At 59.0% G+C, this 13,981-nt stretch carries 8 protein-coding genes and 1 pseudogene; 8 read left to right on the forward strand and 1 reads right to left on the reverse strand.

The genetic code is table 11. The features are described from left to right. Positions 1 to 201: 201 nt before the first annotated feature. The 4 genes and pseudogenes from BN871_RS29015 to BN871_RS12225 all read left to right on the forward strand — a co-directional run. Positions 202 to 414, forward strand: a pseudogene (locus tag BN871_RS29015) (RNA-binding protein S1); the annotation flags it as partial. 274 nt (positions 415 to 688) lie between these two features. Next, a complete protein-coding gene (locus BN871_RS12215; RefSeq protein ID WP_048746266.1) occupies positions 689 to 1,267 on the forward strand; it encodes a prepilin-type N-terminal cleavage/methylation domain-containing protein in 579 nt (192 codons plus the stop codon). After that, complete coding sequence (locus BN871_RS12220; protein WP_048746268.1) at positions 1,251 to 1,814, forward strand: type II secretion system protein J; 564 nt, start codon at positions 1,251 to 1,253, stop codon at positions 1,812 to 1,814. Before BN871_RS12215 ends, BN871_RS12220 begins: the two co-directional genes overlap by 17 nt. Further along, complete coding sequence (locus BN871_RS12225) at positions 1,786 to 3,906, forward strand: hypothetical protein (protein WP_157060278.1); 2,121 nt, start codon at positions 1,786 to 1,788, stop codon at positions 3,904 to 3,906. The genes BN871_RS12220 and BN871_RS12225 overlap by 29 nt, the downstream gene beginning before the upstream one ends. A 204-nt stretch (positions 3,907 to 4,110) precedes the next feature. On the opposite strand, the gene BN871_RS12230 is transcribed toward BN871_RS12225, so the two are convergent. Then, positions 4,111 to 9,381, reverse strand: a complete 5,271-nt coding sequence (locus tag BN871_RS12230; protein WP_048746272.1) for a DUF5057 domain-containing protein — start codon at positions 9,379 to 9,381, stop codon at positions 4,111 to 4,113. A gap of 304 nt (positions 9,382 to 9,685) precedes the next feature. Between BN871_RS12230 and BN871_RS12235 the strand changes: the two genes are divergently transcribed. The 4 genes from BN871_RS12235 to BN871_RS12250 all read left to right on the forward strand — a co-directional run. Next, the gene (locus BN871_RS12235; RefSeq protein WP_048746274.1) at positions 9,686 to 11,350 is read left to right on the forward strand and encodes a GspE/PulE family protein; all 1,665 of its coding nucleotides are present in this window, start codon (positions 9,686 to 9,688) and stop codon (positions 11,348 to 11,350) included. Between the two features lie 97 nt (positions 11,351 to 11,447). Continuing rightward, positions 11,448 to 12,491: a type IV pilus twitching motility protein PilT gene (locus BN871_RS12240; RefSeq protein ID WP_048746277.1), complete on the forward strand. Its 1,044-nt coding sequence runs from the start codon at positions 11,448 to 11,450 to the stop codon at positions 12,489 to 12,491. Positions 12,492 to 12,494: 3 nt separating this feature from the next. After that, the gene (locus tag BN871_RS12245; protein WP_021880210.1) at positions 12,495 to 13,703 is read left to right on the forward strand and encodes a type II secretion system F family protein; all 1,209 of its coding nucleotides are present in this window, start codon (positions 12,495 to 12,497) and stop codon (positions 13,701 to 13,703) included. Between the two features lie 98 nt (positions 13,704 to 13,801). Beyond that, the coding region (locus BN871_RS12250; RefSeq protein WP_232312996.1) for a prepilin-type N-terminal cleavage/methylation domain-containing protein at positions 13,802 to 13,981 on the forward strand (180 nt) is incomplete at its 3' end.

The following is a 13,981-nucleotide window of genomic DNA, read 5'->3' on the forward strand; positions in this document are numbered from 1 at the left end:
ACCGAGTTCTGGAGCGGAATCGCCGCAGCGCTGCGGGCGGCGGACCGCCGTTAAGCGAGGCGCCTAGAATATCGATCAAGCCAGCCGCATGCCAGCGGCTGGCTTTTTTTGTGCTTGTTCCGCTTCAATTCGAAGTCATGAAGAGGCTCACCGCTTCATATAGTAGCTTGTCGAAGAAATAGGGGGTGACGCSGTCCRKGCGGCGGTGGAGGCTTCGGCGGCGGAGGCCGTGGACCTGGAGGCGGCGGCGGAGGCCGTCCGTTCAACAAGTCCGGCGCAGGACGTCCTGCTTTTGGCAAGCCCTCCTTTGAGGATAAGATGTCCCGTTTCCTAAAAGACAGCGAAGAACGGATCTCGTCGCTCAAGAAGAATACCGAAGGCAAACGCGGCGGACGCGGAGCCAAGCGGGTCTAACAGCAATTGGACGGATAGACCCCGGAGAACAGAGCCCTTATTGGGGCTCTGTTTTTTTGGCGTTTCGAGGGCTTCAGAGATGCTTCGGTTTCCCGTTCTAGGGGATGGCGACTAGAATTTTGGATTTGCAGCGACAGCCTATCGGCATGGCAATGAATACTGAGCCCTTAGACCCTATAAAGTTCCCTTGTTTATTCCAAAAGACCTAACGGAGGCTCCCGATTCTGACGATGATAGGGAATATAGCATCAACCAGATTGCGGAGGTTATCATCATGCGCAAACCAGGCGGCAGCGGGGGAGAAGAAGGATTCACTCTGGTCGAAATCATGGCCTCGATCGTGATTCTGTCGGTCGTTTCGTTGACGCTGAGCGGGTTTTTCATTCAAGCGATGTCTTATTCCAAGCACAACCAGAGCAAGACGATCGCCGTTCAGCTCGGGCGCAATGCGCTCTCTTATCTTCAGAAGCAGCCTTTCCAGCCGCTCAAGGATTATCTCTCCAAGGCGGAGGACGGCGCTTCGCTCCGGATTCTAAGCGGCGAAGCCTGTTCAAGTCCATCCGGAAAGGAAGCATGCCAAGGACTGGCGAAAAATCCGGCCGTCCTCCAGCAGGTGCTGCATCCTGCCATCAACGGAGTTCTGTATACCGTGTCGGTCCGTTATCAGGATAGCCTTGCTCCCGGACTCCAGCTGATCCCGGACGAGCTGGATGAAGTTCGCAAGGGCAATGGAACGCAGAGCCGGATCGACCGATACCTGCTTCCTGTCATCGTGACGGTCGCTCCGGCTTCGGGAAGCCCCGGCGATAGCGTGGAAGTGGAGGGGTATTTGACCGATGAAACGATTCGTTGACCGTCTCCGCAAGGAGGATGGAGGGTTTACGCTGATCGAGCTGATCGCCGCTCTCAGCCTGCTGTCGGTTGTCCTGGGCGTTATCTACGCGACGATTACGTTCGGGATGAGCTCCTATGAGCGGGTGAAGATTCAGAATTCCTTGCGCGATGAAGGCGATCTGGCCATGACGGCCATTATGACCAAGCTGTATGCATACGGTCCGGCCAAGCTGGCGCAGCTGGATGCCGGCAGCGGCGTCAGGCTGATTCCCGCTTTTGCAGAAACGCAAGCGGAAGTCGTCCGTATCGGCAAGGATGCCAATGGCAAAGGAACGTTGTTTATAGGGAAAAATCCAGCCGTGCTCGAAGAGACGGATTCCGGAGACGCTTTGGATCTGACGTCTTCGCTCGTGACAGAGGGAGAAGCCTCCTCCTCCATCCTTCTGGGCTGCGAGGACGGAGGCAAGGAATGCGCCAGCGGCCTGCTGACGATCCGATTGAGATTGCTGCAATCATATGGGGGGAGGGATTACACGCTTGATTTGGAGAGCCGGTTCGGATTCTAGAAGGCGTGCCCTTCACCTAAGCGACGATAGGGGTTCGTCGCTGCTGCTCGTCGTCTTTCTTATTCTCCTGCTTACCATGCTCGGAGTGGCCGTGCTGGGAGCCGCCCTTGGAGGGGCGATGCGGACGGAGCGCAGCGAGGAGAACGTGCAGAGCCTTCATCTGGCCCAGAAGGGGCTGGACGAGGCGATCGCCGCCATCTATGAGAGGTTCAACAACCGGACCATCGATCCCGATGATCTCGGCAACCAGCTGACGAGCTTTACGAAAAGCTTCAACGAGCAGCTTGGAGATATGAAGGGCGGCAGCAAGCTTGATGCGGCGGCCCCGCCATTTTACCAGGTTGTCAGCGTACGCTGCACAAAAGAAGAAGAGGGGTCGGGGCGCTGCCTTCCTCCAGGATCGGGCGGCGCTGCGGCGGATTATCAATACTCGCTGACTGTGACGGCCGAAGCTCAGGTTGATGGAGCCCTTCGCCGGCTGCAGCAGGTCATCGTCCTCGATACGTATCCGGACTTTCTGAAGTACGCATTCGGTTCGGAAGGCCTGCTGACGGTTCACGGCGCGCCTTATTTTATGGGCAATCTGTATGCCGGCCAAGGCTTAAGGATGAACGATGCCGCAGAGTTCATTTATCAGTCGGTAGAGCGGACGCAGAAGTCGCAGTTCATGTATCTGAAGCCGAAGCTCGGCGTGAATGGGAATCCGGTCGACGGTTCCGGCAGATTGATTACCGGCAATCCGCAAAATCTTTATTATGGCTATGGCCCCACATATGGAAGCGGAGTTCCCGGCGGGTACATTCCTTTCTACGACAAAAGCTTGAATGGGACCATCACGTCCGCGGAGAAGGCGGTTACGCATGGGCTTGCAGATGTCATTGATCCGATGCCGGCTCAGAAATTCGTGTCCATCGACGTGCTGAGCTCCTTCTTGGACAAGGTGGGGGATTCGCTCGGAGACCGGAGCGAGAGGGGAGAGCTGGCGTACAGGCTGGATCGGACGGTTATTCAAAATGTCTATGCCGCCGGGCAGGCGCCGGGTTTGGTCACGAAGCTGCGAAAAGATTATGCCGGCTCCTATGAGGACTTGAAGAGCATGCCGCCGCTTCCGCTAGAACCCGTTATGCCCGATATTCTTCTTCAACCGCCGCCTCAGGAGCCGAATCCCGCTCCCGATGCGGGAGATGCGGCGGAAGGCGGAACGGGGACCGGAATCCCGGTCGCTGAAGCTCCAGCAGATCCGGCTTGGGACGAGTATGAGGCCGCTCTCGCAGAGTATCAGCAGATGCTGGAGACGTACAACCAGGAAATGGATGATTATAACCGTAAAATCGATGTGCTCGGGGGCAAGCTGGCCACGATAGGAATGAGAACCGAAACCGTGAAGCGTCCCTCCTCAGCGATTATCGACGGTCCCCTGGTGCTCGGTCCCAACTTGAAATCGATCGACTTCGCCAATAAAGGGCGCAGCAACTGGCTGATCGTAAACGGCGATCTTATTCTTCAAGGGAATAAGGAGGATGCCGCCGACAAGCTGCGGCTGCGGGGCAATCTGCTCGTGACAGGCAATGTCGAGATTTCAGGCCAGGTAGATGTGGATGCCACCATCTTGGCGCTGGGACGCACCGATATACGCGACGCGGCGATCCGGGGATTGAAGCTCTCGGGAGATACAAGCAAAAGGGAGCTCGTGCTCATCGGTCTCGGACCTATCGGCCTGTACCGGGTCGATTCGTTCCAGCGGCTGGACGAGCAGGGATACGATTCGGCGGCGGAGCGCGAGCGCCAGGTGCTGGACGCATTCTTGTACACGGACAGCTCGGCGAGCCTATATGGGGTCGGCAGCGCTTTCTGGCTGAACGGCGGCTTCTTTTCCAAAGGCAATCTGACGCTCAATGCGACTCTCGGCTCCACGACAGAGAACGCCGCGGAGGGCCGGCTGATCTTTGCGGAGCAATCAGGCTTGAATGAGAAGCAGGCGCGTTTCATCATCGAATACAACGATCAAGTCTTTGCCCATCAGAATGTCGCTCTGCCGCGAGTGAACAAGGTCCGGCTGACGACGGGACCGCTGAAGCTGCTGAAGCATTGAGAGAACGGACAGAAAAGAACCCGGAAGGCTCGCTGCCTTCCGGGTTCTTTGGTATTTGGGAGATTCGTTGGCTCTGCAGACCTTTTATTCCATCGGGATGATCGCGATAGCGATTGGAAGCAGCGGCTCCCATGTTCAGCCGGGGTCTCAGCTTGGTTCCCGCTCCACCGGAATATCAGGCAGCGGCTCTGCCAGCGGCATCAATTAATACCGGTCGCCGGCCGGAGCGGATACGGTCACCTGGACGCTGCGCTTGATGCCGGTGTTGCCGTATGTTGCGGTCAATGTGGCCGATCCTCTATTTTTGGCTTTGACCAAGCCGTTCTCGACGGCAGCGACATTGACATTGCTGCTCGTCCAGACGAGCTGGGAGCTGACCCGCTCGAAGTAGGACTTGTCCGGCAGCACGGTCAGAACCTTGTCGAGTCCCTTGGTGTCATTCTGGGTCATGGCTAGCGTTTGCGGCAATCGATAATCGACAACGGCCATGGTTTTGGTTTTGAACGGAACGTAGCCTGCGTTCAAGGCAATCTGTGCCTTCAGCGTCACGGAGCCGGGCGACAGGCCGGTTATAGCCGCATGATTGCTGTCCGGAGTTATGCGGACCCTCGTCTCGCCCGATGAGACCAGCCATTGCAGCTTGCCTAGCGGAAGGGATTCTCCAGCTGCCCAGCTTGCCGTCGCTGTCGTGGATTGGCCGACAAGCAGCAGATCGCCGATGCCGGCGATCTGGAGCTGAGGCTCCAATACGGTTACGGCCAATTCGCGTCTAATCGTTCCTCCGGTTTCAAGATTGGCCTGATATCGGGCTTGAATGGTGGCAGTACCCTTGCCGACGGCCGTCAAGACGCCATTGTCGTTGACTTGAACAACGTTGGCGTTGCTGCTTGTCCAGCTGATATCCGGGACAATTGTGGAAGCCTGGGCATTCGGCATGACGCTCAGGCCGTTGTCTTTGAGAGACAGCTTTTCTCCCTTAATCATCGGAGAGAGCTCCTCCAGCCTGAAATCGACAACGGTAAACGTCTTGGTTGCGCTCGCCGGCGCTGCATCTTCATCCGATAAAGGCACGGATGCTTGGACCTGTACGGTTCCGGGCGCCTTTGCCGTCAGCGAGGCTTGTCCCGGATGGCCGGCGGAAGGATTCAGGCTGGCCGTCGAATCGGAGCCGCTAGCCAAGGACCAGCTCAAGCCATCCATCGAGCGGCCGTTCTCCGGGTCCATCCATCCGGCTTGGAGGGTCAGCGACTGTCCTGGCGCAAGTCGATCCGCAGGGGCATCGAGGCTGAGCTGCGGTGCTTGGACCGTTACCTTCAAGCTGCGGGTGATCAGCCCGCCTGCCGCTCCGTTAGCCCGGTAGGATGCCGTCAGCGTCGCTATGCCCTCATTTAAGCCCGTGAGGCTGTAGCCGTCTTTGGGGCTGGCTGCGACTCTCGCAATGGAGCTGTTGCTGCTCGTCCATACGATGCCGGCAAGGATATCGGCTTTCAAGCTATCGGGATTCGCTTCCTGAATCAGCGAATTCAAGCTGGCAAGCCGATCTCCTTTGCTCATTCGATATGCATCCTTGGTTTGGAAGTCCACAATGGCAAAAGATCTCGATGCTTCCGTAGTGTAGGCTTCGCTCATAGGGAGCGATGCCTTGAGCGTGCCGGTTCCGGGCTTCAGCGCGGTCAGCTCAAGGCTGGATGGAGCTGACCGCTCCGTTTTAGCCAAGCTTGAAGGGGAGGATTCCAGCGACCAGACCAGCTTGGCAAAATCGAGATTTACGGTCGGATTCGATGATCCGACGGCAGCGGTCAGCGATTGGTTGACTGCAATACGGTCATACAGCCCCGACAGCTTGAGTCCGGGATCGATGATGGCGATGTCCTTGTACAGCGTCAGGGCGAATCCCGTTTCCATTCGCAATGCTGCCGAGGCCCGGACCGGATCCGTGGTCGGCTTGAGCGCTGCAAACGATGCCCCTGAAGAGGTCCCGCTAGAGATGGAGCCGCCTTGTCCGGTAGACCAAGCTGCCGAATAGGCGGGCACGCTTGTACTGGACGGCCAACTCACTGTCAGCGGAGTCGTTTCTCCCGGCAGCAGGCTGTTCTTGCCGGACTGGAGCGACGGTGCGGCGGCAATGGAGATATCCATAGTCCGGACGTTCAGCGTGATGATTTCGTTATTGCCAAGCTTTTGACGCGTCTCCAGCCGCAAGATGCCTCTTCCGGCCTGTGATGCGGCCAGCCGCTTGCTTTGAGTCGAGCTGCCGGAAAGCGAGGAACCGGCTGCTCCAGCTGTCGGAGTCCATGACCAGAGGTAATCGATCGGCCGCGCGGCCGCGTCCACAGGCTGAACCGATCCCCAGACGCGGGACCACTCGGCAAGATTGTCCCCGGTCACAATGACGGAAGGCCCGCTCAGCCTCAGGTCCGGTTCCGTGACGGCAATCGTGACGGTCTGGCTGGTGTAGGTATGCAGATTGGTTTTTACGGTGGCGGAGACGACATATTCGCCAGGCTGCGTCGGATACAAAGCGCCGGTCCAGGTTTTATTGTCCGTGCCTTTCTTCTCCTCCACGCCCCTGTCGCCTTCCCTCTGAGGAGTCACCGACCATTCCACTCCCGCGGCGCTTACGATTTCACCGGTTGATTTGAGCAGGGATGCCTGCAGGCCGATCCGGCTGCCGAGCACGTATCGCAGCTGTCCGTCGGCAGTAGCGATCGAAAGGCCCGTCTGGATGACCCGGACCGTCGCCGAGGAGCTGATGCCTGTAATGCCGTCCGTTACGGTAATGACGGAGCTGGAGTTCTCCTTGAGCCCGGTCACCGTGCCGTTGTCGTTGACGATGACGGCATTTGGATTGCTGGATGTCCACGTAAGCCGAGACAGCGTCGCGTCGGCGGGATCATAGGAAGGGAGCAGCTTGTAGCTGTCTCCTTTGCCCAGCTCGGCTCCGGTGATCTCCAGCCTTGTCAGCGGCACGACCGCCTCCAGCGACACCGCATTGAATGAGGCCTCTGAAGCCGTCAGCTGCCCGATGTTGCGGAAGCCGAGCGATGCGGAGCTGAGGGAATAGCTTCCCGTCTGCAAGGCTTTGGCGGTCAGGGAGAAGGTTACGGGGCTCGCCGAGTACAAGGTTCCGGACGCATCCGGCCGGTACTGAATATCGGCCAGATTGCCGCTAATCGTATAGCCCTCGGCCAAGGTGCCGGTTTTGGAGAAGCCGGCCGGGAGGCCGCTCACCTCGATGTTCGCCGGCAGCTTCTCCGTGAAGGTCGGGGAGGCGATGACCATCCGGCTCTCTTCGCCCTGACGGTTCTGCACCGGCTGCGGCAGGATGCGATAGTTCAGCTGAAAATCCTTGCCCCGAACGGCCATCGATTCCTTCAACAGGCCATCGATGCTTCTGGAAACCTGGAGATCCGCCGATACGACCCGAATCTTGACCGGGATGACGACCTCCGATTTGGCTCCCTGCTTGTCCTGCACCGAAAATTTGACCTCGATATCTCCGCCCTTCGGGAGAGGATTGGGATACGATTCCGAGATCAGAGCTCCCGAGAGCGCCTGGCTGGACTGGTATTTGGTTTCCGTGACCTTTTTGCCGTCCTTGGTGTAGGTGAATTCGACCTTGGCCTGCAGCTTGCGGTCATTGAGATCCAGATCCTCCGGCGTGAAGCTCACCGGAATGTTCTGATAAGCCGGTATGATGTTGTCGGCGGCCGCGCTGTAGGCGACCGGAAGCTGCACGTTCAGATCGGGCTTGTGGTTGGACCCCATGTAGGCCCGGTACATCGTGTTGACGAACAGCTGCTGCTCCCACTCCGGGAATGTGCTCGCTCCGGTCGTGAAGTTGTGTCCCGTGCCGGAGTAGGTCACGTTGCCCTTGGAGTAGGTGTAGTAGTGGTTGTAGCTGTCCTCGGGATCCCGGATGTTCGAGCCGCTGCCGCCGGTGATGTTGTACCAGGGCACGACGTCGGGATCTTCCAGGTCCAGCATGAAATACTGGTCATGCGTGCTGGCGACCTTGGGCGTCCTTGCCTTGCCGCCCGAGTCGGTGAGCAGATTGAAAGGGAACCGGGTGAGCAGGCCGTCGTTCACGTTCTGCACCGTGGTGGATGCGAGCCTCGCGTTGAGGCCGATATTCGTGTACGTGCCGGTCTGGCCGGTGCTTTTCTTGAAATTGCTCGTCCAGACGTTGTCGGTCGTGCCGCTGCTTATGTAGACGGTGTCGTGGGTGAACATGACGCTCTGGCCCGTCTTGATGAAGGCGTTGACGGCGTCCGCAGCCGGCTGGGAGATGCCGGCGCTGCCGTTGTACGAATCCTTGAAGCCGAAGATCAGCATGTCGTAGCGGCCGCTGATCTTGTCGTAGCTCGTTTCGGAGCCGGCCTTGTTGAAGCTCGTCATGTCGGTCGTTCGGATGGAAATGCTGTAGTCCTCGGACGACAGGAAGCTTTGGGTCAGGACGGAGTTCTGAGTGAGCGCGCTGTACGTGTTGCCGTTGGGCATCACCTGAAGAACGCTGATCTGCGTCAGCTTGTCCCGATAACGGATGACTCCGGACTCGTAATCCTTCAGGCCGCTGTCGGTGTCGACCAGCTCAAGCTTCCAATAGTAGAGGCCGGAGAAGCCGCTCGGCATGCGGAAGCTGAGCTGGCCTGCCGAGCCCGCTGCGTCCGAGGAGGCTACGATCTGATCCGTAACGTAAGGAAGGGAAGAGTCCTGGTTCAGGTACAGATTGGCCCGCAGGCCGGAGCGTGCAGGCTTGTCGTATTGAAACGTCAGCACGTCGCCCGCTCGGTAGATCTTGTCGGGGTTCAGCGTATAGTTGACCGGCGACGATGTCAGCTTGAGCTGCGGACGTTTGTCCAGCAGGCTGATGTATTTGGTCTGGGCCAGAGTGGAGCCTAAATTCTTGAGGCCGTTTGCGTCCAGGTACAGCACATTTTCCCGTTTGCCGGACGGGGTGTTGTAGGGGCTGAATTTCTCATAAAGGACGCCTGGATTGGGAGCCCCGGCCTTGCCTTGATAGAGCAGCCCGTTTTTCGTGGCGCTGTCGCTGTAGAGCAGGACGAGCAGGCCTTTGTTGACGTAGCCGTCAATAAGAGCCTGGGCTTTCAGGCGTGTAATGTCGTTCAGGATATCCTTCGTTTTATGCGCCTTGTCCCGGTCGTCGTTGCTGGTCAGCAGGCCGAGGCTTTCGGGGTTGTATAGTCCCTTGCCGATATAGACCGCATCGTACAGGCCGTCGATGTCGGTCCGCATCGCGACGAACTTCTTCATGGAGAAGGTATCGACCTTGTAGCTGGACCCCAGGCTGAGGTCGGTCGTGCCGGAATCGGTGATTTCCAGGATGCGCCATGGGTCGGCTGCGCTGGCGGCGGAAGCTGTGGAAGGAGCTTGGCCAGGCGGAAGCGGAAGGCATTGGATCAGAAGGAGCAGGATGAGCGAATAAAAGACGAGGGCGCGCCGACGGCGTGTCATGATAAATTCTCCTTCCGAATGTCGAGAATTTTATAGGAAATATAGACTAATTTAGGTATCTAAGATTATAATTCAAATGCCTAAATAAGGATATATTTCGGCAAAAAATAGTTCTAGATAGCTGATATCCCCTTCAAATCAGAAGTAATTATGAGAAAATATAACGATATATCAATATTCTCTAAATGTTATTTCACATTCCGTCCTGAAAATAGAGTTAAATTTCAGACCTAAGACCTAAAAAAAACGATTCCAATTGCCGAATCACTACTACATAGAGCAACGGACGGAGGGCGGAGCAGGCATGAGCATGGGGAAAAAGAGGCTGGGCGACCTGCTTGTGGAGAGCGGCGTCATTACGGAGGCGGAGCTTCAGGAAGCGCTGCGAGAGCAGGGGAAATCCAAGCAGAAGCTTGGGGACCTTCTGATCGCGCAGGGATATATTACGGAGCAGCAGCTCATCGAAGTGCTGGAGTTCCAGCTTGGCATCCCGCATGTCAGCTTGTTCAAATATCAGATCGACCCTTCGATCGCCCAGATCATTCCGGAGAGCCTTGCCCGCCGCTATCAGGTCATTCCGCTGCATAAGGAAGGCGGCAAGCTGATGGTCGCCATGGCGGACCCGCTCGACTACTTCGCGATCGAGGAGCTGCGGATGAGCACCGGCTTCCGGATCGAGCCGGCGATCTCCAGCAAGGAGGAGCTGAACCGGGCGATCGCCCGGTTCTACGGCTTGCAGGATTCCATGAGCCAGATCATGGGCGACCTGCCGCTGCAGGAAGACATCGGAGAAATGGAAATCACCGACGAGGACTCACCGGTCGTGCGCCTGGTAAACGGCATGATTCAGCAGGCGGTCCAGCTCCAGGTATCCGACATCCACGTCGATCCCGGCGAGAGCCAGGTCGTCATCCGCTACCGGATCGACGGCATGCTGCGTTCGGAGCGGGTCATTCCGAAGCAGATGCAGGGCTTCATTACGGCACGTCTCAAGATCATGGCCCGGCTCAACATCGCGGAACGCCGGCTGCCTCAGGACGGACGCATCAAGATGCAGGTGGATTACCGCACCGTCGATATCCGCGTCTCGTCGCTTCCGACGATACACGGCGAAAAGCTCGTGCTCCGGATTCTGGATCTCAGCGTCGGCGTCAAGGGCATCGACCAGCTCGGCTTCAGCGCTCCGAACTACAGCCTCTTCAAAGGCATGGTGGAGTCGCCTTACGGCATCGTGCTTCTGACCGGGCCTACCGGCAGCGGCAAAACGACGACCCTCTACTCTGCGCTCCAGCATCTCAACAAGGACAGCGAAAACATCATCACCGTCGAGGATCCGGTCGAGTACCAGCTTGACGGCATCAACCAGGTCCACGTCAATCCGGCGATCGGCCTGACGTTCGCGGCCGGCCTGCGCTCGATTCTCCGGCAGGATCCCAATATCGTCATGGTCGGGGAAATACGGGATTCGGAGACGGCGGAGATCGCCATCCGCGCCTCGCTCACGGGCCATCTCGTGCTGTCGACGCTGCATACGAACGACGCGGTCAGCACGGTGACCCGGTTCCGGGACATGGGCATCGCCCCTTACCTGATCGCCAGCTCGCTCGTCGGCGTCGTCGCGCAGCGGCTCGTGCGCCGGGTGTGCCCCGACTGCAGGCAGGCGCATGCGCCGACGGAGCAGGAAGCCATCCTGCTCCGCAGCTACGGCGTGGAGACGGATACGCTGTATCGCGGCGCCGGCTGCGGCAGCTGCAGCAAGACCGGCTACCGCGGACGGATCGCCATCCACGAGGTGCTGGCCGTCTCGGACGAGCTGCGCCGGATGATCGGCAGCGAGGCGTCGGTGCTGGAGCTGCGAGCCGCTGCGGAGCGGGCCGGGCTGACAGGCCTGCTGCAGGATGGCATGGAGAAGGTGCGTCAGGGTCTGACCACGCTCCAGGAGGTCATGCGCGAGGCGGTCATGCAGTAAGAGCAAGAGGTCTTCTTTAAGAAACGAAGAGGCTCCGCGTTGTCGACATGGGGAACGGGAAGGAACCGAGAAAGAGCATGAGACAGGAGAGATGGCGATGAAGCAGCCGCTGGACAGGATGCTGGAGCTGCTTGGCGAAGCCCGCCGCAGAGGAAGCTCCGATCTTCATTTGTCGCCTGGCGCGCCTCCGATGCTGAGGACGGCCGGACGGCTGGAGAGCTGGGGAGCGCCGCTCACCGCTGCGGAGGCGGAGGCGATGATCCTGCCGCTGCTCGGCAGCGGGATGGAGACCAGCCTCCGCGAGCAAGGCGAGGCCGATCTCGCTTATGAAGCCGATGGGACGAGGTTCCGCCTCCATGCGTTCCGGCAGCGGGGAGGCATCAGTCTCGCCGCGCGGGTCATCCCGGCCTCGGTGCCTTCGCTGGAAGAGCTCGGAGTGCCGGCCGTCGCCCGGGAATGGGCGGAGCGCCGCCAAGGGCTGCTGCTCGTCACCGGTCCGACGGGAAGCGGCAAGTCGTCCACGCTGGCTTCGTTGATCGGACATATCAACCGGACGTCGAGCCGCCATATCGTGACGCTGGAGGATCCGGTCGAGTACGTCCATCCCCATGGAAAGTCCCTGATCGATCAGCGGGAGGTCGGAGTCGACACGGCCAGCTTCGAGAGCGGACTGCGCGCGGCGATGCGGGAGGCGCCGGATGTCATCCTGGTCGGCGAAATGCGCGATCCGGAGACGATGGCCGCCGCTCTGACGGCGGCGGAGACGGGCCATCTCGTCCTGTCGACGCTGCATACGGCCGACGCGCCGCAGACGGTGGACCGGATCATCGATTCGTTTCCGGCATCCAGGCAAGGGCAGATCCGCTCCCAGCTCGCCTCGCTGCTCATTGCGGTGCAGTCGCAGCGGCTGCTGCGGCGCGCGGACGGCACGGGCCGTCTGTGCGCGGCGGAGATCATGGTGAATACTCCGGCGGTGGCGAACCTGATCCGGACGGAGAAGGTGCATCAGCTCCGCAGCGTCATGCAGACCGGCAGGGCGCAAGGCATGTGCACGCTGGAGGGGAGCGTGCGGACGCTGCTCCAGCAGGGATTGGCCGATCCGGCGGAAGCCAGGGCTTATTTGAGCGAAAGGGGCGAGTGACGCTTGGCGCAATTTCAATATCACGTCAAGAGCGGCAGCGGCAAGCAGCTGAAGGGCATGCTCACGGCGATGGACAAGCCGTCCGCCATGGAAGAGCTGCGGCGGCGCGGCCTCATCGTCCTTTCGCTGGATGAGCATCGGAACACCGTCCTCAACATGGACATCTATATCGGCAATCCGGTCAAGACGGCTCACTTCATCGTCTACTGCCGCCAGTTCGCCACCCTGATCCGCGCCGGAGTCACCATCGTGGATGCGACCGAGATTCTCGCTCAGCAGACGGAGAGCAAGGCGCTGCGCAAGGCTTTGCAGGATGTGCACTCCGCCCTGCTGAGGGGCACCTCGTTTTCCCAGGCCGCGCAGGATCACAAGCGGATTTTTCCGGTCATGTTCACGAGCATGATTCGGGCCGGCGAAGAATCCGGCGACCTGGAAGGGACGCTTGAGAGGCTGGCGACCTTCTTCGAGAAGGGGCATGTGACGCGGGAGAAGATCAAGTCGGCGCTCACGTATCCCGTCATTGTCGGCATTCTGGCGATCGCGGCGGTCGTGTACCTGCTGAAGGCGATCGTGCCGCAGTTCGTCGCGATGTTCGAGTCGATGAACGCGGAGCTGCCGGCGATCACCAAGATCGTCATGGGGATGAGCAAAAGCGTCGAGAACCAGTGGTACATCTGGATCCTCGTCGCGATCGTGCTTGTCGGCGGGGTATACGGCATTTCGCGGACGGAGCGGGGCGGCTACGGTCTCGATTACCTCAAGCTCAAGATGCCGGTATTCGGCAAGCTGCAGCAAAAGGGCGCTATCGCCCAGGTATCGCGAACGCTGTCCTCGTTGTATGCAAGCGCGGTTCCGATGCTCCAGTCTCTCCACATCGTGGAGGAGGCGGTCGGCAACCGGGTCATTGCCGGGTATCTGCGCAAATCGGCGGACTCGTTGAGGCGGGGCAACCCGCTGTCGGAGCCGCTCAAGAAGGCATGGGTGTTCCCGCCGCTGGTGACGCAGATGATCGCGATCGGCGAGGAGACCGGGGCGCTCGACCAGATGCTCGCCAAGGTGGCGGACTTTTACGAGATGGACGTCGACAACACCGTCGACCGGCTGAAGTCGCTGATCGAACCGCTGCTGATCGTGTTCCTGGCGGGAATCGTAGGGCTGATTGTCGCGGCGATCATGCTGCCGATGTTCAGCTTGTACGGGCAGATGGGATAGACAACAAGAATGAATGACATAGATGGATGGGCAGCTTGGAAGGCAAGGCGGGGCATGCAGTGAACCCTGATGCCCTTGAGAATGACAACAAAATGAATATGGGAGTGATCGAGATGACAGCAGTATTGAAACGTCTGAAGAAGGACGAGAAGGGCTTCACGCTGATCGAGCTTTTGGCGGTTATCGTTATTTTGGGTATTATTGCGGCGATTGCGATTCCTGTTATTGGAAACATCTTGAGCAAAAACAAAGAAAAATCGGATTTTCAAACTGCTAGA

This window comes from Paenibacillus sp. P22, assembly GCF_000469945.2.
In the GTDB taxonomy this organism is placed as follows: domain Bacteria; phylum Bacillota; class Bacilli; order Paenibacillales; family Paenibacillaceae; genus Paenibacillus_O; species Paenibacillus_O humicus.